16 protein-coding genes are annotated in these 19,979 nt (G+C 75.7%); 2 read left to right on the top strand and 14 right to left on the bottom strand.

The genetic code is table 11. The annotated features are described in order from the left end of the window. Window positions 1-5 precede the first annotated feature (5 nt). Together WAB14_RS07400 and kdd are read right to left on the bottom strand one after the other, a co-directional pair. A complete protein-coding gene (locus WAB14_RS07400) occupies window positions 6-1,682 on the bottom strand; it encodes an amidohydrolase (RefSeq protein WP_340268917.1) in 1,677 nt (558 codons plus the stop codon). Then, window positions 1,679-2,731, bottom strand: coding sequence for an L-erythro-3,5-diaminohexanoate dehydrogenase (kdd, locus tag WAB14_RS07395; protein ID WP_340269170.1), 1,053 nt, complete (start codon window positions 2,729-2,731; stop codon window positions 1,679-1,681). Before kdd ends, WAB14_RS07400 begins: the two co-directional genes overlap by 4 nt. 83 nt (window positions 2,732-2,814) lie before the next feature. On the opposite strand from kdd, the gene WAB14_RS07390 reads away from it, so the two are divergent. Continuing rightward, the gene (locus tag WAB14_RS07390) at window positions 2,815-4,215 is read left to right on the top strand and encodes a KamA family radical SAM protein (protein WP_340268916.1); all 1,401 of its coding nucleotides are present in this window, start codon (window positions 2,815-2,817) and stop codon (window positions 4,213-4,215) included. Window positions 4,216-4,222: 7 nt separating this feature from the next. Here the strand turns inward: WAB14_RS07390 and WAB14_RS07385 are convergent, their stop codons facing one another. From WAB14_RS07385 to WAB14_RS07375, 3 genes are all read right to left on the bottom strand, one after another. Further along, complete coding sequence (locus WAB14_RS07385) at window positions 4,223-4,690, bottom strand: Lrp/AsnC family transcriptional regulator (RefSeq protein ID WP_340268915.1); 468 nt, start codon at window positions 4,688-4,690, stop codon at window positions 4,223-4,225. A 25-nt stretch (window positions 4,691-4,715) separates the two neighbouring features. Next, window positions 4,716-6,965, bottom strand: a complete 2,250-nt coding sequence (locus WAB14_RS07380; RefSeq protein WP_340268914.1) for a peptidoglycan recognition protein family protein — start codon at window positions 6,963-6,965, stop codon at window positions 4,716-4,718. Between the two features lie 193 nt (window positions 6,966-7,158). Beyond that, window positions 7,159-8,382: an acyl-CoA dehydrogenase family protein gene (locus WAB14_RS07375; protein ID WP_340268913.1), complete on the bottom strand. Its 1,224-nt coding sequence runs from the start codon at window positions 8,380-8,382 to the stop codon at window positions 7,159-7,161. Window positions 8,383-8,499: 117 nt separating this feature from the next. On the opposite strand from WAB14_RS07375, the gene WAB14_RS07370 reads away from it, so the two are divergent. Next, entirely contained in the window at window positions 8,500-9,450 is a 951-nt protein-coding gene (locus WAB14_RS07370; protein ID WP_340268912.1) for a 5'-3' exonuclease, read from the top strand. Here the strand turns inward: WAB14_RS07370 and WAB14_RS07365 are convergent. The 9 genes from WAB14_RS07365 to pafA all read right to left on the bottom strand — a co-directional run bounded on the left by WAB14_RS07365 (window position 9,440) and on the right by pafA (window position 19,959). Further along, window positions 9,440-12,217, bottom strand: a complete 2,778-nt coding sequence (locus tag WAB14_RS07365; RefSeq protein ID WP_340268911.1) for a DEAD/DEAH box helicase — start codon at window positions 12,215-12,217, stop codon at window positions 9,440-9,442. The genes WAB14_RS07370 and WAB14_RS07365 overlap by 11 nt on opposite strands. A 10-nt stretch (window positions 12,218-12,227) precedes the next feature. After that, window positions 12,228-13,226 carry a diacylglycerol kinase family protein gene (locus WAB14_RS07360; protein WP_340268910.1) on the bottom strand — a complete coding sequence of 333 codons (999 nt, stop codon included), beginning with the start codon at window positions 13,224-13,226 and terminating at the stop codon, window positions 12,228-12,230. Further along, window positions 13,223-14,158, bottom strand: a complete 936-nt coding sequence (tatC, locus tag WAB14_RS07355) for a twin-arginine translocase subunit TatC (protein WP_340268909.1) — start codon at window positions 14,156-14,158, stop codon at window positions 13,223-13,225. Before tatC ends, WAB14_RS07360 begins: the two co-directional genes overlap by 4 nt. A gap of 56 nt (window positions 14,159-14,214) precedes the next feature. After that, window positions 14,215-14,517 carry a Sec-independent protein translocase subunit TatA gene (gene tatA / locus WAB14_RS07350; RefSeq protein WP_340268908.1) on the bottom strand — a complete coding sequence of 101 codons (303 nt, stop codon included), beginning with the start codon at window positions 14,515-14,517 and terminating at the stop codon, window positions 14,215-14,217. A gap of 30 nt (window positions 14,518-14,547) precedes the next feature. Further along, window positions 14,548-14,724 (bottom strand): hypothetical protein, encoded by a 177-nt coding sequence (locus tag WAB14_RS07345; RefSeq protein ID WP_340268907.1) that lies wholly within the window; start codon window positions 14,722-14,724, stop codon window positions 14,548-14,550. A gap of 38 nt (window positions 14,725-14,762) precedes the next feature. Then, window positions 14,763-15,080 carry a hypothetical protein gene (locus WAB14_RS07340; RefSeq protein ID WP_340268906.1) on the bottom strand — a complete coding sequence of 106 codons (318 nt, stop codon included), beginning with the start codon at window positions 15,078-15,080 and terminating at the stop codon, window positions 14,763-14,765. Window positions 15,081-15,258: 178 nt separating this feature from the next. Next, entirely contained in the window at window positions 15,259-17,394 is a 2,136-nt protein-coding gene (locus WAB14_RS07335) for a helix-turn-helix transcriptional regulator (RefSeq protein ID WP_340268905.1), read from the bottom strand. A 95-nt stretch (window positions 17,395-17,489) separates the two neighbouring features. After that, window positions 17,490-18,506, bottom strand: coding sequence for an FKBP-type peptidyl-prolyl cis-trans isomerase (locus tag WAB14_RS07330; protein WP_340268904.1), 1,017 nt, complete (start codon window positions 18,504-18,506; stop codon window positions 17,490-17,492). Window positions 18,507-18,567: 61 nt separating this feature from the next. Beyond that, entirely contained in the window at window positions 18,568-19,959 is a 1,392-nt protein-coding gene (gene pafA, locus WAB14_RS07325) for a Pup--protein ligase (RefSeq protein WP_340268903.1), read from the bottom strand. Between the last annotated feature and the right edge of the window lie 20 nt (window positions 19,960-19,979).

Here is a 19,979-nt window from a genome sequence, read left to right as displayed (position 1 = left end):
GCGGGTCATGCGCCCGCCTCGATGAGCTCGCCGGTGTCGTGGCGGGTCCGGCCCGCGACGACCGTGCGCAGGCACCGCGGCCGTAGGGACCCGGGGCCGAGGTCGGGCAGGGCGGGCACCCGGGAGCGGGGGTCGGTGCTCCACGCCTGGATGCGGTCGTCGGGCGCCTGGACGACGAGCTCGCCGGCCTCCCACACCGCGAGGTCCGCGGGCGCGCCCGGCACGAGGACACCGGCGGCGTCGGCGAGGTGGCGGTCGTCGAAGGCCGCCCGGTGCGCACCACGGGTCGACGCGGCGAAGGCGGCGCGGGCGCTGATCCGCTCGGCCTCGTCGTGGTGGAACGCCGCCGCCGCGACGGTCCCCCACGGGTCGAGGGGCGTGACCGGGGAGTCGGAGCCGAAGGCGAGCGGGATCCCGGCGGCGGCGACGGCACCGACGCGGTTGAGACGGCGGTGCGCCCCGAGCCTGCGGGCGTAGAGGCTGTCGTCGCCGCCCCACAGCGCGTCGAACAGCGGCTGCATGCTCGCGACGACGCCGTGCCGTGCGAGGGCGGCGACCTGTGCGTCGTCGGCGGTCTCGACGTGCTCCAGCCGCACCCGCGACGTCGCGAGCCGCGCCCCCCCGAGCCGGTCCGCAGCGCGGTCGAGCGCCTCGAGCACGGTGTCGAGGGCCGCGTCGCCGATGACGTGGAACCCCGGCTGCACCCCTGCCCCGACGCACGCGACGAGGTGGTCGGCCATGACGTCGGCGGACAGGTACGCGTGGCCGGCGTGCGTCGGGTGCGCCGGGTCGTTGTCGGCGTAGGGCTCGCGGAACGCGGCGGTGCGCGACCCGATGGAGCCGTCGGCGGAGAGGTCCCCGGCGAGGCCGGCGAGCCGGACGCCCGCGGGCAGGCCGAGCCCGGCGACGAGGGCGCGGGCGTGGTCGGCGTCGGTGGCGGCCTCGCCCCAGTACGGCACGACCCGCGCCCCGACCTCCGCGGCGACGCCGACGAGCACCCGCAGGTCGTCGGGACCGCCGATGAACGGCCCCGACATCTCGTGGAGCGTGCCGATCCCGGCGGCGAGGGCGGCCCGCAGGGCGGCCTCGTGGGCGGCGGCCCGCACCCCGGCGGGGACGTCGCGCGCGTGGGAGCGGGTGAGGTGGTGGGCGTCCCGCTCGACGCGCGCGCTGCCGTCGTGGCCCGGCAGGCCGGCGGCTCCGGCCTCGTCGACGAGGCGGCGGGAGACGAGCGCGGAGTGGACGTCGACCCGGCTGAGGTAGACGAGCGCCCCCGGGGCCGCCCGCTCCAGCTCCTCCGACGTCGGCGGTCGGCCCTCGGCGAGGAGGGTCTCGTCCCAGCCGTGGCCGAGGACCCGCTCGCCGGGGTGCGCAGCGGCGAAGGCGGCCACGGCGTCGAGCAGCGCACCCACCGACCGGACACCGGTGAGGTCGACCCCGGTGGCGAGCAGGCCGGTGTCGAAGCAGTGGACGTGGCCGTCGACGAACGCCGGGGTCACGAGAGCACCGGCGAGGTCGACGACCCGGTCGTCCGCGCCCAGGCCACCCGCGAGGGAGTCCGCGGCCTCGTCGCCGCCCACCCACGCGACGGTGCCGTCCTCGACGAGGAGGGCCTGGGCGTACGGGTCGGCGGGGCTGTAGACGGCGCCGTGGCGGTACAGCGTCCTCGTGGCTGTGCTCATGCGCCCATCCTCGCGCCGAGCAGCTGCTGCACCCCCGCCGAGTCCCGGTACAGCGTGAGGGCGAGCTCCGCGTGGCCGGGCGTGTAGCCGTTGCCGACGAGCATGGTGACGTCGGCGGCGAGCCCCTCGGCGCCGAGGGCGGCGGCGCTGAACGACGTCGCCATGGAGAAGAAGACGACCGTGCCGCCGTCGTCGGTCGCGAGGACGGCGCCGTGCTCGCAGCCGGGCACGTCGACGCAGACGACCGTGACGTCGGCGCCGTGCCCGTCGAGCGCCCCGCGGACGGCCTCGGCCGCGGCCAGGGGGTCGGTGGCGTCCGCGAGGACGACGTCGTCGGCCAGGCCGGACGCGCGCAGGCGCGTCGCCTCCTCCTCGACCGGCACGAGCCCGACGAGCCGCCCCGCGCCGGCAGCCCGCGCCGCGGCGAGCGACAGGGCACCGGACTTCCCGGCCGCCCCGAGGACGGCGACGTCGGCGCGCAGCCCGCGCCCGAGCCGGTCGCGGACGACCCGGTCGACGAGGGCCGGGGCTCCGCACACGTCCATGACCGCGAGCACGGTCTCCTCCGGCAGGTCGTCGGGCACGACCGCCGCGATGCTGCGCGAGAAGAGGATCGCGTGGCCGCTGGTGGGGACCTGCTCACCGCGGCCGTCCCACCGCTCCAGCCCGTCCCCCAGCGCGAGCGGGGTGAGCGTGAGGCTGACGAGCGTCGCGACCCGCTGTCCGACGCGCAGCCCGAGCGGGCTCTGCGGGCCGACCTCCTCGACCGTGCCGAGGAGCATGCCGCCGGACCCGGTCACGGGGTTGTGCATCTTCCCGCGGCTGCGGACGATCCCCAGCACCTGCTGACGGACGGCGTCGGGGTCGCCGTCGGCGGCCCGACGCAGCTGGTGGGCGCTCGCCGCGTCGAGGTTGAGACGGTCGACGCGGACGCGCACCTCGCCGGGCCACAGCGCGGGGTCGGTGTCGAGGCGCTGGGCGGCCTGCGGCAGGACGCCTGCGGGCTCGAGCACGCGGTGCGCCCCGACCGGCGACTCGGGAACCGTCATCTCACGCACGAAGGGCAGCGTAGACGCAAACATCCGTCGTCTGGTGCATGACGGACCGAAGATTCGCCTATACGCTGCCGTCTGTGAGCCTGCAGCCGTACTCCTACGCCCGCCGTCCCCTCGTCGAGCCCGACTGGCGTCGTGTCCCGGGGTGGCGCGACGTGACGGACGAGCAGTGGCGGGACGTGCAGTGGCAGCGCAGCCACTGCGTGAAGACGGCCGCGCAGCTGCGCGACGTCATGGGCGACCTGCTGACCGACGACGTCTACGACGACCTCGTCGCCGACCAGCAGCAGCGGGCGACGATGTCGATGCTCCTGCCCCCGCAGATGCTCAACACGATCGTCCCGGGCACCGGGGACGAGGGCGTGCCGGCCGCGGGCGCGGCCTGGTCCGAGGCGTTCCGCGCCGACCCGGTGCGCCGCTACATGCTGCCGCTGCTCACCGACCGGTTCACCGAGTGGGCGTCCCACCCGTTCGCCAGCCGCGACTCCCTGCACGAGCACGACATGTGGGCCGTCGAGGGCCTCACCCACCGGTACCCGACGAAGGTCCTCGCGGAGATCCTCCCGACGTGCCCGCAGTACTGCGGTCACTGCACCCGCATGGACCTCGTCGGCACGTCGACCCCGCAGGTCGAGAAGCTGAAGTTCACGCTCAAGCCCGCGAACCGGCTGCAGGACATGCTCGACCACCTGCGCCGTTCCCCGCAGGTCCGCGACGTCGTCGTGTCCGGCGGGGACGTCGCGAACATGCCGTGGCCGCGCCTGGAGGCGTTCCTCGACGAGCTCCTGCGGATCGACAACATCCGCGACATCCGCCTCGCGAGCAAGGCGCTCATGGGCCTGCCGCAGCACTGGCTGTCCCCCGCGGTCGTCGAGGGGGTCACGCGGGTCGCGGGCACGGCTCGCGCCCGCGGGGTGTCCCTCGCGATCCACACCCACGTCAACGCCGCGTCGTCCCTCACCCCGCTCGTCGCGGAGGCGGCACGGACGATGCTCGAGGCGGGGGTGCGCGACGTCCGCAACCAGGGCGTCCTCATGCGGGGCGTCAACGACACCCCCGAGGCGCTGCTCGACCTCTGCTTCGGCCTGCAGGACGAGGCGTCGATCACGCCGTACTACTTCTACATGTGCGACATGATCCCGGCGGCGGAGCACTGGCGGACCTCGCTCGCGGCCGCCCAGGACCTGCAGCACGCGATCATGGGCTACCTGCCGGGGTTCGCGACGCCGCGGATCGTGTGCGACGTGCCGTTCGTCGGGAAGCGCTGGGTGCACCAGGTCCACTCCTACGACCGGGTGCGCGGCATCAGCGAGTGGACGAAGAACTACCGGACCTCCGTGGAGGCCGACGACCCGGACGCGCTCGAGCGCACGTACCCGTACTACGACCCGATCGACACCCTGCCGGAGGACGGCCGGCGGTGGTGGGCGGAGCGGCAGCGCCTCGACGCCGGGCTCGGCAGCCTCGTCGCGACCTGAGCCCACGTCACACGCGTGGCGGCCGGTCCTCGTACGGCGTGCTGAGGACGACCGTCGTCCGCGTCGACACGCCCGCCTTCTGACGGATCGTCGTGAGGAGGTCCTCCAGGTGCGGCGGGGTGTCGACCCGCACCTTGATGAGGTAGTTCGCCTCCCCCGCGACCGCGTGGATCGCCTCGACCTCGACGAGGTCCCGCAGCCGCTCCGGAACGTCGTCCGGGGCGGACTGGTCGAGCGGGGTGAGGGCGATGAAGGCCGTGAGCGGCAGGCCGAGCGCGGTCGGGTCGAGGACCGCGCGGTAGCCGCGCACGACACCGCGCTGCTCGAGCCGGCGCACGCGGTGGTGCACCGCCGACGTCGACAGCCCGGTGAGGCGGCCGAGGTCGGTGTACGACATGCGGCCGTCCTCCGCGAGGGCCCGGACGATGGTCCGGTCGGTCTCGTCGGTGAACGGCCGCACGTCGGGGAGGCTCACCCCCCGCAGCCTAGCCAGCGCCGGGTCAGCGGGCGCGGACCACGGGGTCGCGGTAGCGGGGCCCGTCGGTGCGCGCCGCCGTCCCGGACCAGCCGAGCTGCCGGGCGGTGCCGTTGGCGGCGAGGTCGAGGAGCAGCAGGCGGCCCGAGGTCCGGTCGTGCAGGACCAGCTCCGCGCCGGCGGTGCGGTCGACCTCGGCCGGGGACAGCGTCGACCAGCCGGCGTCCCACCGGTACCCGGTGCGACGGACGAGCGCCGCGCCGGCGGCGACGTCGAGCAGGGTGCCGGTCCCCGTGGCGGCGTCGTAGGTGAGGACCTCGGAGCGCTCGGTGCCGTCGACCTCCAGGCCCACGACCGTCGAGAGCCCGCTCGCCCACTGCTGGGAGGACAGCGTCGTCGAGAGGCGCCCCGTGCCGAGGTCGACGACCGCGTGCCGGCCGGTGGCGGCGTTGTACACGCCCACCTCGGCCCCGGCGGTGCCGTCGGCCTCGAGCGCGGTCACCGAGGTCCAGCCCCGGCTCCACGTGCTGGTGCCGAAGGTCGCGCTGGAGGCGACGGGCGAGAGCCGGACCACGCGCTGCGCGCCGGTCGTCGCGGAGTAGAGGAGCAGCTCCGAGACGGGGTTCCCGTCGACCTCGACGGGGACGATGCTCGTCCACGCCGTCGACCAGCCCGCCTCCAGGACGATGCGCGACTCCCCCTTCGGCGAGGTGTCGACGACCACGGCACGGCCGGTGTCCCGGTCGTACAGCAGCGTCTCGTCGCCCGGGGTGCCGTCGAGCTCCGCGGGCACCACGAGGTCCCAGCCGAGGGTCCACCGCGTGGTGGACAGGACGCTCCGCGAGCCGGTGTCGGCGACGTCGAGGACGGTGCGCGTGCCCGGCGCCGCCGGGGTGTAGGCGAGGAGCTCCTGGCCGGCGCCCAGGTCGACCTCCAGCGGCACGACGATCGCCTCCCGCAGGTCGGCGTCGAGCGGCGCGCTGGTGGGGACCGGGAGCGGCGCCGGCGGGGTGGTCGACACGGTCGGGGTGGGGGTGGGCGCCGCGGTCGGCGTGGCCGTGGCGGTCGGCGTCGGCGACGGCGACGGGGTCGCCGTGGCGGTGGGGGCGGGGGTCGTCGACGGCGTCGGTGTCGGGGTGGGCGCGGCGGCACGGACGTCCGCCGACGTCTGCGCGGCGACGCTGCGGACCGTGCCCATGGCCGCGTAGAGGTGCGTGCCCGGGCACGCGGTGAGGCCGACGTCGCGGTGACCGAAGACGGCCGGCAGGGTCACGGTCGTGCCGGAGGGCCAGCGCGCGGTGCTGCCGCCGGCGGAGGTGAGGCTCACGGTCCCGGTCGCGGTGCGACCGAAGAGGCCGAGCTTCCAGCCCAGCACCTCGCCGATCGTCCGCACCATCACGGCGGGGGCCGACGCGGTCTCGTAGTTCCCCAGCGCGGACACGCCGACGGTGCGGTCGTTGAAGCCCCCGGCGTGGGCGCCGCGGACCGCCTTCGTCGTGCCGCCGTAGCGACCCTCGAAGACCGTGCCGTACTTGTCGACGAGGAAGTTGTAGCCGATGTCGCACCAGCCCAGCGTGCCCGTGTGGTAGAGGTAGATCCCCTTGACGATGCCCCTGCTCTGCGAGGCCGTGTAGGAGTTCGTGCCCGCCGTGTGGTGCACGGTGCCGGCGAGCAGGGTGCTGGAGTAGCTGGGGCTGCAGCGGCGCTTCGACTCGTCCGCGCCCCACTGCGAGCGCGTGACGACCGCGGGCGCGCCGCTGGCGGCCCCGGCCCCGGACAGGGGCTCGGCGGCGGGCGCGGCGTCGCTCCCCGGGTCGATGAGCACGGCCTCGAGGTCCTCGGGCTCCTCCCCCGCGGCGCTGCGGACGCGCACCTGCACGCCGTCCGCCTGCGCCGTGACGAGGGGCTCGGTCGCGGTGACGTCCGCGGCGAGGAGCGCCTCCTCGGTGCCGGGGTCCGGTGCGGCGTCGTTGACGTCGAGCGGCGTCCAGCCGGTCCAGCCGTCGGCCTCGCGCACCCGGACCTCGACCGTCGTCGTGGCGGGGTCGGCGCTCCCCTCGGCCCACGTCACGCCCATGACGCTGAAGTCGTCGGTGGGCATCGGGTCGGTGACGAGGGTGTCCGGCTCGAGCGCGCTGGCCCGGGCCCCCGTCAGGGGCACGGTCGTCTGCCGCTCCGGCCGGTCGGGCCCGAGCGCGGGAACGCCCGACACGTCGAAGACGAGCAACCCCCCGACGATCGTCACGACGGCGGTGGCGGCGAGTGCTCGGCGCACGAGGAGTCCTCCGGGGCGGGGTCGGCGCGGGCCTGCCGGGAGGTCGCGGTGTGCGCGTCCTCCGTCGTGCCCGCGCTGCACCCATCGGCCCCCACGGCGGCCCGCTTGACCCCTTCGGGCGTGCCGACCGCCGCCCACCCGCCCGGGCGTCACCCGGGCGGGCGAGCGTGCCGTCACGCCGGGTGACGGCCCGTCAGGAGCGGGCGAGCGCCCCGGCGACGACGACCCGCTGCACCTGGTTGGTGCCCTCGACGATCTGGAGCAGCTTCGCCTCTCGCATCAACCGCTCGGCACGGTGGTCGCGGACGTAGCCGGCCCCGCCGAGCACCTGGACGGCGTCGGTCGTGACGCGGACCGCCGAGTCGGTGCAGAACGTCTTCGCCATGGACGCGGTGGCCCGGACCCGGTCGGGCTCGTCGCCGGCGTCGAGGAGGCGGGCGGCCTCGAGGTAGAGCGCGCGGGACGCGGTGACCGCCGTCGCCATGTCCGCGAGGAGCCAGCCGAGGCCCTGGTTGTCGATGATCGCGCGACCGAACTGGCGGCGGTCCTTCGCGTAGGCGACGGCGTCCTCCAGCGCCGCCTGCGCGACCCCGACGGCGACCGCGGCGATGCCGAGACGACCGGCGTCGAGCGCCCGCTTCGCGATGGTGAAGCCGTCGCCCTCGGCGCCGAGGAGCCGGTCGGCCCCGACGCGGACGTCGTCGAGGAGGACCTGGGAGGTGCGGGAGGCGTCGAAGCCCATCTTGCGCTCGGGCGCCGCCGCGCTGAGCCCCGGCGCGTCACCGGGCACGAGGAACGCGGAGATCCCGCTGCCCGACGGGCCCTGTCCGGACTCGGGCCGGGGCGAGGTGCGCGCGAAGACGGTGTAGACGTCGCCCATGCCGCCGTGGGTGATCCACGCCTTGGTGCCGTGGAGCCGGTAGCCCGCCTCGGCACCCTCGCCGCTGCGCTCGGCCCGCGTGCGCATGGCGGCCGCGTCGGAGCCGGACTCGTGCTCCGACAGGCAGTAGCCGGCGAGCAGCTCGCCGCCGAGCAGGTCCGGCAGCCAGCGCTCCTGCTGCTCGCGGGTGCCGGCGGTCGCGACCGCGTTGCACGCGAGGACGTGGACGCTCACGCCCATGGCGATGCTCGCCCACGAGCGGGCGAGCTCCTCGACGACCTGCAGGTAGACGGTGTACGGCCGGCCGCCGCCGCCGAGCTCCTCGGGGTAGGGCAGGCCCAGGAGCCCGCTCTTGCCCAGCAGGCGGTAGGTGTCGCGCGGGTACTCGTGGGCGGTGGCCGCCCGCTCCTCCGCCTCGGCGGCCCGGGGGGCGAGCTCGGCCTCACCGATCTCGCGGGTGAGCTCGAGGAGGTCGGCGGCGTCCTCGTCGGGCAGCACGCGTGCGGGAGCGGGGAAGGGTCGTCGTCGACCGGTCACGGGGGTGCGTCCTCTGGGTGTGAGGGCCCGGGCCGGACGACGGGGTGGGACGGCCGGTGCGGGCTGCGGGGCGGGTAGGTGCCCGCCAGGCTAGCGCGGGCCTGCCAGCATGGGCCCGTGAGCGCGCTGCTGGCCGTCGACGCCGCGACCCTCTACTTCCGGGCCTTCCACGCGATCCCCACGTCGGTCGCCGCCCCCGACGGCTCCCCGGTGAACGCCGTCCGCGGCTACCTCGACATGACGGCCCACCTGCTCCAGCGGTACCGCCCCGACGCCTACGCCGCGTGCTGGGACGCCGACTGGCGCCCGGCGTTCCGCACCGACCTGCTCCCGGCGTACAAGGCGCACCGGGTGCTCGAGGCCCGCCCGGAAGGCGACCCCGACGTCGAGGAGGCGCCCGACGAGCTCGCCCCCCAGGTGCCGCTCCTCGCGGCGACGCTCGCGCTGCTCGGCCTGCCGGTCGTCGCCGCGCCGGGGCACGAGGCCGACGACGCGTGCGCCACGCTCGCCCGCCGCTGGCCGGACGAGCAGCGCGGTCCGGTCCACGTGGTGTCCGGCGACCGGGACCTCCTCCAGCTCGTCGACGACGCGCGCGGCGTCGACGTCGTCTACGTCGGGGGCGGGGTGCGGGACGCCCCGGTCTACGACGAGGCCCGGCTCGCGGAGAAGTACGACGTGTCCGGCGGCCGCGGCTACCTCGAGATGTCGCTGCTGCGCGGCGACCCCTCCGACGGCCTTCCGGGCGTCGCCGGCATCGGCGAGCGCACCGCGGCCGAGCTGCTGCGCCGCCACGGTGGGCTCGCCGGGCTGCTCGAGGCCGTGCGGGACCCGGACTCCAGCCTGAGCCGGGCACGGCGGGCGAGGCTGGCGGAGGCCGCGGACTACCTCCACCGGGCGCTGCGGGTGGTGCGCTGCGTCGACGACGCCCCGCTCGAGCCGGACGACCTCGCCGGTCTCGTGCTCGGTCCCGAGCCGGACCCGGCCGCCACGGACGCCCACGCCGAGCGGTGGGGCCTCACCGGCGCCGTGGGACGGCTGCGCGGGGCCCGGACCGGCCTCAGCCGCTGAGGCTGTACTCGACGACGCCGCGGCGCACGCCCGCGAGCGCCTGCGCCGCGGCCGCGCGCAGGGAGGAGTCCCGCGGCGCCGCCTGGTGGACCTGGTCGAGGAGGTCGACGGTCTGCCGGCACCAGCGGACGAAGTCGCCGGGGCTGAGGTCGTTCTCGCGCAGGACCGTCTCCAGCGGGCGGCCCTGCGCCCAGCGGTGGACGGCGGCCGCGAAGCCGGCGTCGGGCTCCCGCAGCGGCGGCAGGCGGTGCCGCCGCTCGACGTCGGTGACCTCCGACCACAGCCGCACCGTCGCCGTCCACGCGGCCGCGGTGCCGCGCCCCGGCAGCCGGGGGTCGACGCCCTCGGTCTCGCGGCGGGCCTCGAACGCGAGCGTCGACACGACGGCGGCGAGGGAGGGCCCGTCGAGCCCGTCCCACACACCGGTGCGCAGGCACTCGGCGACGAGCAGGTCCGACTGCGTGTAGATCCGCTGCAGCGCCCGCCCCGCGGGGGTGACGGTGTCCCCGTCGAGGTAGCCCAGCTCCGTGAGGACGTCGCACACCCGGTCGAAGGTCCGGGCGATGACGGCGGTGCGACCCTCGACGCGGCGCCGCAGCTCGGCGTGGCGCTGCTCCAGCTCGTCGCGGCGCTGGGCCCACCGGGCGTGGTCCTCGCGGTCGGCGCAGCCGTGGCACGGGTGGGCGCGCAGCTCCCGGCGCAGCCGGACGAGCTCGAGCTCCCCCGGCTGGTCCGCCTCAGGAGCGGTGCTCTCCCGCGGCGGTCGCGTCGTGCCGCCGCCGACCTGCGCGAGGGCGTTGCGGAGGCTGCTCGCGAGGTCGCGGCGGGCACGCGGGTCGCCGGGCTCGAAACCCTTCGGCACCCGCACCGTCGTCACCACCCGGACCGCGGACGGGAACTGGACGGCGTCGAGCCGACGGACCTGCCGCTGCTCGGTGAGCACCGTCGGCCGGGGGCCCTGCGCGGACAGGCCGGGGTCGAGGACGACCGCCCAGCCGCGCTCGCGGCCGCTCGGGACGGCGATGACGTCGCCGCGGCGCAGCCGCTCCAGCGTCGCCTCCGCGTCGGCACGACGGACCGCCGACGCCCGGCGCGACAGGTCCTTCTCCAGCGCGGAGACGCGCCGCCGCAGCCGGTGGTAGGCCTCGAAGTCCCCGAGGTGGCAGGTCATCGCCTCGGTGTAGCCCTCGAGCGCCTCCTCCTGCTTGCGCAGCTGGGTCGCGAGCCCGACGACGGCGCGGTCGGCCTGGAACTGGGCGAAGGAGGTCTCCAGGACGCGCCGGGCCTCCTCGCGCCCGACCTGCTCGACGAGGTTGACCGCCATGGAGTACGTCGGCGCGAAGCTCGAGCGCAGCGGGTACGTGCGGGTGGAGGCGAGACCCGCGACGTGGTCGGGGTCGAGGCCCTCGTGCCACAGGACGACGGCGTGACCCTCGACGTCGATGCCCCGGCGGCCCGCGCGGCCCGTCAGCTGCGTGTACTCCCCCGGCGTGACGTCGACGTGCTGCTCGCCGTTCCACTTGACGAGCTTCTCGAGCACGACCGAGCGGGCGGGCATGTTGACCCCGAGCGCGAGGGTCTCGGTGGCGAACACGACCTTGACGAGGCCGCGCCGGAACAGCTCCTCCACGGTCTCCTTGAAGACCGGGAGCAGGCCGGCGTGGTGGGCGGCGATCCCCCGCTCGAGGCCCTCGACCCACTCCGACCAGCCGAGCACCCCGAGGTCGGCGTCGGGCAGCGCCGCGGTCCGCTCCTCCGCGAGGAGGCGGATCTCGCGGCGCTCCTCCGACGTCGTGAGGCGCACGCCCCACGCGAGGCACTGCCGTACCGCGGCGTCGCAGCCGTTGCGGCTGAAGATGAAGTGGATGGCGGGCAGGAGGCCGTCGGCGTCGAGCGCCTCGACGACCTGGGCCCGCGACGCGCTCGGGCGGCGTCGCGGCCTCGCCCCGCCGCGCGGCGGTCGGCCGCGGTGGCGTCGCTGGAACCGGGTGTCCTCGCGCGCGAGCGCGACGAGCTCGGGGTTGACGAGGTGCCGGTCCTCCCCCGGCAGGCCGAGGACCGGGTCGCCCTCGGGGTCGACGAACAGGTCGTGGAGGCGGTCCCCCACCATGACGTGCTGCCACAGGGGCACGGGCCGGTGCTCGGAGACCACGACGCGGGTGTCGCCTCGTACGGTCGCGAGCCACTCGCCGAACTCCTCGGCGTTGCTCACCGTCGCCGACAGCGACACCACCTGGACGTCCTCGGCGAGGTGGATGATGACCTCCTCCCACACCGCGCCGCGGAACCGGTCGGCGAGGTAGTGGACCTCGTCCATGACGACGAAGCCGAGGCCGTCGAGGGTGCGGCTGCCCGCGTAGATCATGTTGCGGAGCACCTCGGTCGTCATGACGACGACGGGCGCCTCCCCGTTGACCGACACGTCGCCCGTGAGCAGGCCGACCGCGTCGGCCCCGTGCACCGCGACGAGGTCGGCGTACTTCTGGTTGCTCAGCGCCTTGATGGGGGTCGTGTAGAACGCCTTGCGGCCGGTCTCGAGGGCGAGGTGGACGGCGAGCTCCCCGACGACGGTCTTGCCCGCGCCCGTGGGCGCGGCGACGAGCACGCCGTGCCCGGCGGCGACCGCCTCCATCGCCTCGACCTGGAACGGGTCGGGGTCGAACCCGAGGCCCGCGACGAAGCGCCCGAGCGGTGAGCTCTCCGCCTTCCGGCGGCGGCGGGCCGCGGCGAACCGCTCGGCCGGGCTGAGGTCGGCCGAGCTGCTCATGCCTCCCAGGTTAGGCGGCGCGGGGCGTGAGGACCGCGACGGCACCCGGCACCGCGGTGAAGCGCCGCGGCAGCTCGCCGAGCCGCTCGCCGTCGCCGTAGGCGACGATCCGACGCGGGTGCCGTCCGCCCGCGTCGACGTGCACCTCGACCGTGCGGGCGCGCCGCACCTCGACGGCGTCGACGTCGACGTGCGTGCCGTCGTACACCTTCGGGAACAGCCGCACGAACCGCGGGAGGGACACCGGCGTGACGACGACGACGTCGAGGAGGCCGTCGTCGGGCGTCGCGTCCGGCGCGATCCGCATGCCGCCGCCGTAGGAGCCCGTGTTCGCGACGGCGACCAGCAGACCCTCGGTGCGCCACTCCTCGCCGTCGAGGACCAGCCGGTACGGCACGGGGCGGAACACCGGCAGCTCCCGGGCGATGGCGAGGTTGTACCGGGCGGCGCCGCGGGGCCAGCGCCAGCCGTTGGCACGCTCGTTGACGACGGCGTCGAAGCCGGCGGCCACGACCCCGCCCACCCAGGCGGGGCGCTCCTCGGCCGAACCCGGGTCGTCGACGCGGACGGCGTCGAAGGGCGCGACCCAGCCCGCGCGCAGGCACGCGTCGAGGGTGTCGACGGCCGCCACCGGGTCTCCCGGCAGGCCCCACGCGCGTGCGATGTCGTTGCCGGTGCCGGCGGGCACCACCCCGAGCGGCACGCCGGTGTGGGCGACCGCTCCCACCCCGAGGTGGACCATGCCGTCCCCGCCGACGACGACGAGGGCGTCGGGACGGTCGGCGCCGGTCGCCCCGACGGCGTCCGCGGCGGCCCGTGCCGCCGCGCTGCCGTCGGCGGCGCTCACGTCGTGGACGTCGTGGCCGAGGGCGCGCAGCCGCTGCGTCGCGGCCCGCCCGAGCGCGGCGCCACGGCCGGCACCGGCGCTGGGGTTGACGAGCAGCGCGACGCGGGCGCCGGGGGTGCGGGGCCGGTCCCCCGCGGGCCGCGGCGCGGGCTCGGCGCTCACGTCGCGTCGGCGCGGTGGACGTCGCCGCCACGGCCGTCCGCGGCGCCGAGGGGCGGCGGGTCGTCGAGGGCGGAGGCGTGCTCGATGCCCGGGGCCTCGCCGAGACCGGTGGCCGCCTCGACCCCGTCGGCGTCCTCGATCGCGGAGGCCTCCTCGTCGTCGAGCCCGCGGGTGCCGGAGCGCCGGGCCCGACGCCAGTCGACGACGGAGGCGATCCCGACCGCGAGGAGGTAGAGCGCGAGCATGGGCCCGGTGAGGGTGAACATCACCCAGATGTCGGGCGTGGGGCTCGCGATGGCGGCGAAGACGAGGGTGACGACGACGGCGAAGCGCCAGCCGCGCAGGAGCGTGCGGCCCTCGACGAGACCGGCGAGGTTGAGCGCGACGAGGACGACCGGCAGGAGGAACGCGACGCCGAAGAAGAGCGCGACCCGCGTGACGAACGCGACGTACAGGCTGAAGTCGAAGAAGCTCCCGACCTGCTCCGGGTTGAGGCTCGTGAGGAAGATGAAGGCGTTGGGCAGCACGAACCACGCCAGCGTGACCCCGGCGAGGAACAGCGGCACCGACGCCGCGAGGAAGCCGACGGAGTACCACCGCTCCTTGCGCGTGAGCCCCGGGGTGATGAACGCCCACAGCTGGTAGATCCACACCGGGCTCGACCCGATGACGCCGATCCACAGCGACATCTTCACGCGGACGTCGAAGGCCTCCGTCGGGGAGGCGAACCGCAGGTCGATCGGCTGGTCGTTCGCCTCGGCGGCGACGACGATGGGACGGACCAGCTCCTCGACGAGGGTCGGGTACACCACCCAGCCCACGACGCCCATCGCGACCACCGCGATCCCGGCCACGACCAGGCGGTTGCGCAGCTCCACGAGGTGGGCGCGCAGGGGCATCCGCCCCTCGGGGTTGCGGGCACGCCGGAGCACGTCGGACCTCCGTCAGTCGACGCCGGCGCCGCGACGCGGCGCCGGACGGTGGGGGCTCAGGCCTCGCGGCGGGCGTGGTCGGCGTCGGAGGTGCTCGGGCTCGTCCGCGGCGGGTGCTCCTCGTCGACGACCCGGCCCTCGAGGGCCTCGGGCTCGTTCCGCGTCGACGCGGTGGACGACGTGGACGAGCCCGACGGCGCGTCGTCCTTCTTCATCTCCTTGACCTCGGACTTGAAGATGCGCATGGAGCGGCCCAGCGAGCGGGCGGCGTCCGGCAGGCGCTTGGCCCCGAAGAGCAGGACGATCAGGAGGATGATGACGACCAGCATGAGCGGGTTGTCCACGAGGTTGCGGAACATGGGTGCCTCCGTCGGTTGGTGCGCACCACTCTACGTGCCGGGGGGGTCCTCCGGAGCCCTCCCGCGACCCGCCTCCTCCGCGCGGCGCACGGCCTCGTCGACCTCGGCGAGCAGCCGGCCCCCCTTGCGCACGACCTCGCGGCCGTGGAGGAACAGGTAGCCGCCGCCGAACAGCACGATGACGGCGCACACGAGGACCCACAGCACCGCTCCACCGTAGCGGCGGGGTGCGGCGCGGGCGCCCTTCAGAGGGTCGCGGACTCCCCGGACGGGCGACCCTGGCTCGCCTGCGCGACGGCTGCGAGCAGGTCGGCGCTCTCCAGCCACAGGCAGAAGTCGAGCAGGTCGTCGTGGGACAGGACCGGGCCGTCGTGCGGCTCGAGCACCTCGGCGGGGATGACCCACCGCTCGGGCACGACGCCGCCGCTGCTCAGCAGCGCGACCACGTCGGTGCCGGCGTGCTTGCGGACCTCGTCCCCGCACGTCGAGCACGAGAAGCTGTAGAAGCTGCGGGCCTCCACGGAGCACACGACCAGCCGCACCTGGCGCGGGGTGAGCTCCACGTCACCGCACGATGGGCACGACGCCTTGATGACTGTCATCTTCACCCTCCTCACCGGGCGAGCCCGGTCGTCCGCCGGGTTCTTGTGAGAGGTCGTTCGGCACGACCGCCGGAGAACTTGAACGCGGCTGCGCGCACGACGTGACCGGGGGTCGCCCGGACGGCCCAGCCCGGACGGGTCAGCGGCCGGCGGGGACCGTGACGGCCGCGTCGAGGGCCGCTGCGGCGGCCGCGGCGACGTCCCGGCGCAGGCTCCGCGGCGCGAGGACCTCGAGCGCACCGCCCAGGCGCAGGGCGAGCCGGACCACGCGACCGGTGTCGGCGACCTGCAGCCGGACGTCGGTGACGAGGGGCTGCCCCTGGCGGACGACGACCTCGACGGGGTACTGCTCGGCGACCCACTCCGCGCCGCGGCGCAGCCGCAGCCGCACGGGCCTCCCGTGCTCCGCGACCCACGCGCGGGACGGCGCCCCATCGCGGTCGCCGCCGGGGTGCGCACGGACCGGCTCCTCGAGCACCGTGGCGTCGACGACCCGGTCGAGGCGGAACGAGCGGACGTCGTCGGCGCGGTAGCACCACGCTTGCAGGTAGGGCCGCCCGCCGTCGACCACGACGCGGACGGGGTCGACCTCGCGGTCGGTGAGCTCGTCACGGGCGGCCGACAGGTACCGCAGCCGCAGCCGGCGGCCCTCGCGCAGCGCGCGGGCGACGGTGTCCGCGTGCGCCGGGGGCCCCCACGGGTCGGCCACCACCTCCAGCAGCGGCTCGGCGTCGCCCGTGAGGCGCTGCAGCGTCCGCGTGGCCCGCCCGAGGGCCTCGCGGTCGTGGGGCCCGGGCACGTCGGCGAGCAGGCGGAGCCCGAGGAGGAGCACGACTGCCTCCTCCCCCGTCAGCCGCAGCGGGCGGGACAGCGTGTCGGCGTTGCCGATCCGCACGACCCCGCCCTCCCAGTCGGCCTCGATGAGGTCGTCGGGCAGGTGCCCGGGTGTGCCGCAGACGAAGAGGAGCTGGAGGTCCCGGACGACCTGCTGCTCGCTCACCTCGAAGTGGGCGGCGAGCTCGGCGAGGCCGATGCCGTCCCGGTCGAGGACGAACGGCACCATCGCGAGGAGCCGGGACAGCCGGTCCGTGGCGCCGGGCGTCCACGACGCCTCGGCCGTCGGGCTCGCATCGGCGGCGGCGCCGTGAGGGGTGTCCGGGTCCGCGTCGTCGTGGGCGTCGTCGTCGGCGTCGTGGTCGGCCTCCCGGTCGGCGTCCGGCTCGGTGTCCGCGGCCGGGGCGTGCCGGTCGAGCACCGCCTGCCACGTCGCCGCCACCGCCTCGGCGAGGGGCGCGGGGGCGACGACCGTGGCGTCGGCACCGCAGGCCGCGACGGCCTCCACGAGCCAGCCGGGCGGCCGGGGCCCGTCCTCGTGCGCCCACCCCGTCCACGGCACCCGAAGGAGGCCGTCCGGACCGGCGGGGGCACCGGCACGCTCCGCGAGGGCCCGTAGGCCCCCCGCCCGGCCGGGCCGCACCCGCACGAGCGCCTCGTACCGGGGACCGTCGGGTCGGACGGGGTCCGGGGAGAGCACGTGCACCGTGTCGGCGACGGCGGCGGCGACCACCTCCGGCGCCGGGGGGCTGATCGGTGGGCCGCCCCGGACGGTCGTGACCTCGCCCTCGATGCGCCCGAGCCGGAACACCCGTGGGGCGGCGCGGTCGTGGTCGAAGCCGAGGAGGTACCAGGTGCCGCCCCGCAGCAGGAGCCGCCAGGGGTCGACGGTCCGCGCGGCGACGGCCCCGTCGGGGCGGCGGTAGCGGAACCGCACCCGCCGGTGGGCGCGCAGGGCGGCGTGGAGCGGGTCGAACGCGCGGTCGACGGCCCGGACACCCGCCTCCACGAGCCCGGCCGCGGCCCGCACGGCGGCGCTCTCGGCGGCGAGGTCGTCGTCCGCCCCCACGGCGCGGAGCTTCGTGAGGGCGCGTGCGGCGGGCGCGGCGAGCGCCGCCTGCTGCCACACGCGGGCCGCGAGCGCGAGGACGGCGACCTCGGCGGCGGTGAAGGACACCGGCGCCAGGTCCCAGGCCTGCGCGTCGATGCGGTAGGCGTCGTCGGCGTCGACGAGGACGTCGCTCGCGACCGTCACGACGGGGACCCCGAGCTCGCGGAGGTCCTCCTTGTCCCGCTCGAACATCCGCTCGAAGGCGGCGTCGGAGGGGCTGCCGGCGTACTGCGGGACGGCGGCGCGGATCTCCTCGCGCCGCATGCCGCGCCGGGTCGCGCGGAGCGCGATCACGAGGTTGAGGAGCCGCTCGGTCCGCCGCGCCGACATCGTCCACCTCCCCGGGCCGCGGCCGGGGAGCGCCCCGACCGCGCGGGCAGGCTACTGCCTCGCGCGGTCGGGGTGGCGTCCCGTGTGCTCCCTGGTCAGGCGGGCGGTGCGGTGGCCGCGAGGACGTCGACGACGAACACGAGGTCGGCGTCACCCGGGATCGTGGGTGGGCTGCCCTCGGCGCCGTAGCCCTGCTCCGGCGGCACCTGCATGACGACGCGGCTGCCGACCGGCACGCCCACGAGGCCGTCGCGCCAGGCGGGGATGAGGTTGTCGAGCGGGAACGTCGCGGCGGTCCCGCGGTCCCACGAGGAGTCGAACACGGTGCCGTCGGAGGCGAGGACGCCCTCGTAGTGGATGGTGACGGTCGAGCCCGCCTCCACCGGCTCCCCCTCGCCCTCGATCAGCGTCGTGACGACGAGCTCCTCGGGAGCCTCCACGCCGCTGACGTCGAGGCTCTCGACGTCGCCGGCGTCGTCGGTCGTGACCGACGGCACGCCCTCGGGCGGCTCCACGACCTCGCCCTCGGCGCGCTCGGGCACGACCCCGAGGACGTCCATGACGAAGACGATCGTCTCCGCGCTCGGGTCGGCGCTGGCCCCCTCCGGCGGCTCGGGCGGGGCGACGGCGGCCACCACGCGCGAGCCGTCGGGGATGCCGACGAGCGCGTCGATGATGCCGGGCGCGGCCTGGCCCTCGCCGAGCGGGAGGCTGATGGGGGCGGCGTCACGGCTGCTCTCGAGCTGCTCCCCGCTGCTGCCGGAGAACACCCAGTAGTCGAGCGTCACCGTGTCCTCGCTCGTCAGCTCCTCGCCGTCGCCCTCGTCGAGGACGGTGCTCGCGGACTCCTCGACCTCGAAGGGGGTGTCGAACTCGACGGTGGGGACCTCGCCGTACGCTCCGTCGACGCTGACGCCGGACAGGTCGCCGGAGCCGCCGGCGTTCCCGCCCGCCGCCCCGCTCGCGTCGTCGGTCGCCTCGCCGGAGCCGCACGCGGCGACACCGACGGCGAGGAGCGCCGCCGCACCGAGGACGAGGGGGCGGGAGGCGCGGCGGGCGCCGCTGGACAGGGGGTGGGCTGGGGGGGCCGTGGTCGGCCGGCTGCTGGACATCGGGACCGAGCCTAGGCCGCGAGGCTGGGTGCTCCCTGACAGCGGGTGACCCGGGCCCTGCTCACATCCCGGCGATGAGCCGTTCGACGCGCTCGTCGACGCTGCGGAACGGGTCCTTGCACAGGACCGTGCGCTGCGCCTGGTCGTTGAGCTTGAGGTGGACCCAGTCGACCGTGAAGTCGCGGTGCCGCTCCTGCGCGGCGCGGACGAAGTCGCCCCGCAGCCGCGCGCGGGTGGTCTGCGGTGGCACGACGGTCGCCTCGAACACCTCGACGTCCCGGGTGACCCGCTCGACGAGACCCCGCCGGGCGAGGAGGTAGTACAGGCCGCGCTGCCGGTTGATGTCGTGGTAGGCGAGGTCGAGCCGGGCGACGCGCGGGGAGTCCAGCGACAGGTCGTGCTTGTCCATGTAGCGCTGGAGCAGCCGGAGCTTGACGACCCAGTCGATCTCGCGCTCGACGAGCGACAGGTCGTCGGTCTCGACCGCGCGCAGCGCCCGCTCCCACAGGTCGAGGACCTGCTTGAAGGTGCCCTCGCTCGTGCCGCTGCCGGTCGCGGTCGCGGCGGCGACGCCGCCGGACTCCACGAACTGCTTCGCCCGCTGCAGGTACTCGCTCTGGATGTCGAGCGCGGAGGCGGTGCGTCCGCTCGCGAGCCGGACCGCGCGTCGTCCCGTGAGGTCGTGGCTGATCTCCCGGATGGCGCGGATCGGGTTCTCCAGCGTGAGGTCGCGGACCGGGTGGCCGCTCTCCACCATGCGGAGGACGAGGTCGGCGGCGCCGACCTTGAGCAGGGTGGTCGTCTCCGACATCGAGGAGTCCCCGACGATGACGTGGAGGCGCCGGTAGTGCTCGGCGTCGGCGTGCGGCTCGTCGCGCGTGTTGATGATGGGCCGGCTGCGGGTGGTCGCGCTGCTCACGCCCTCCCAGATGTGGTCGGCCCGCTGCGACAGGGAGTACACCGCCCCGCGCGGGGTCTGGGTGACCTTTCCGGCGCCCGCGACGAGCTGGCGGGAGACGAGGAACGGGATGAGGGTGTCCGACAGCCGGGAGAACTCCCCGTGCCGGCTCACGAGGTAGTTCTCGTGGCAGCCGTAGGAGTTGCCGGCGGAGTCGGTGTTGTTCTTGAAGAGGAAGACCTCGCCGTTGACGCCCTCCTCGCGCAGCCGCTGCTCGGCGTCGGTCGCGAGGCCCTCGAGGATCCGCTCGCCGGCCCGGTCGTGGACGACCAGCTCGCGGACGTCGTCGCACTCGGCGGTCGCGTACTCCGGGTGCGAGCCGACGTCGAGGTACAGCCGCGAGCCGTTGCGGAGGAACACGTTGCTCGAGCGGCCCCACGAGACGACCTTGCGGAACAGGTACCGGGCCACCTCGTCGGGGCTGAGCCGCCGGGTGCCCTCGAAGGCGCACGTGACCCCGAACTCCGTCTCGAGACCGAGGATGCGCCTGTCCATGCACCGACGGTACGCGCTGC

The sequence above is a fragment of the Aquipuribacter nitratireducens genome (assembly GCF_037860835.1).
GTDB lineage: Bacteria > Actinomycetota > Actinomycetes > Actinomycetales > JBBAYJ01 > Aquipuribacter > Aquipuribacter nitratireducens.
The sequence above is the reverse complement of the archived record's forward strand: the minus strand, read 5'-3'. Positions and strand labels throughout refer to the sequence as shown.

What these genes read in the sequence shown, in the direction of transcription:
- WAB14_RS07400 (WP_340268917.1), bottom strand. Translation starts at nt 1,682, where the DNA reads ATGAGCACAGCCACGAGGACGCTGTACCGCCACGGCGCCGTCTACAGC.
- pafA (WP_340268903.1), bottom strand. Translation starts at nt 19,959, where the DNA reads ATGGACAGGCGCATCCTCGGTCTCGAGACGGAGTTCGGGGTCACGTGC.
- WAB14_RS07335 (WP_340268905.1), bottom strand. Translation starts at nt 17,394, where the DNA reads ATGTCGGCGCGGCGGACCGAGCGGCTCCTCAACCTCGTGATCGCGCTC.
- WAB14_RS07365 (WP_340268911.1), bottom strand. Translation starts at nt 12,217, where the DNA reads ATGAGCAGCTCGGCCGACCTCAGCCCGGCCGAGCGGTTCGCCGCGGCC.
- tatA (WP_340268908.1), bottom strand. Translation starts at nt 14,517, where the DNA reads ATGTTCCGCAACCTCGTGGACAACCCGCTCATGCTGGTCGTCATCATC.
- WAB14_RS07330 (WP_340268904.1), bottom strand. Translation starts at nt 18,506, where the DNA reads ATGTCCAGCAGCCGGCCGACCACGGCCCCCCCAGCCCACCCCCTGTCC.
- kdd (WP_340269170.1), bottom strand. Translation starts at nt 2,731, where the DNA reads ATGACGGTTCCCGAGTCGCCGGTCGGGGCGCACCGCGTGCTCGAGCCC.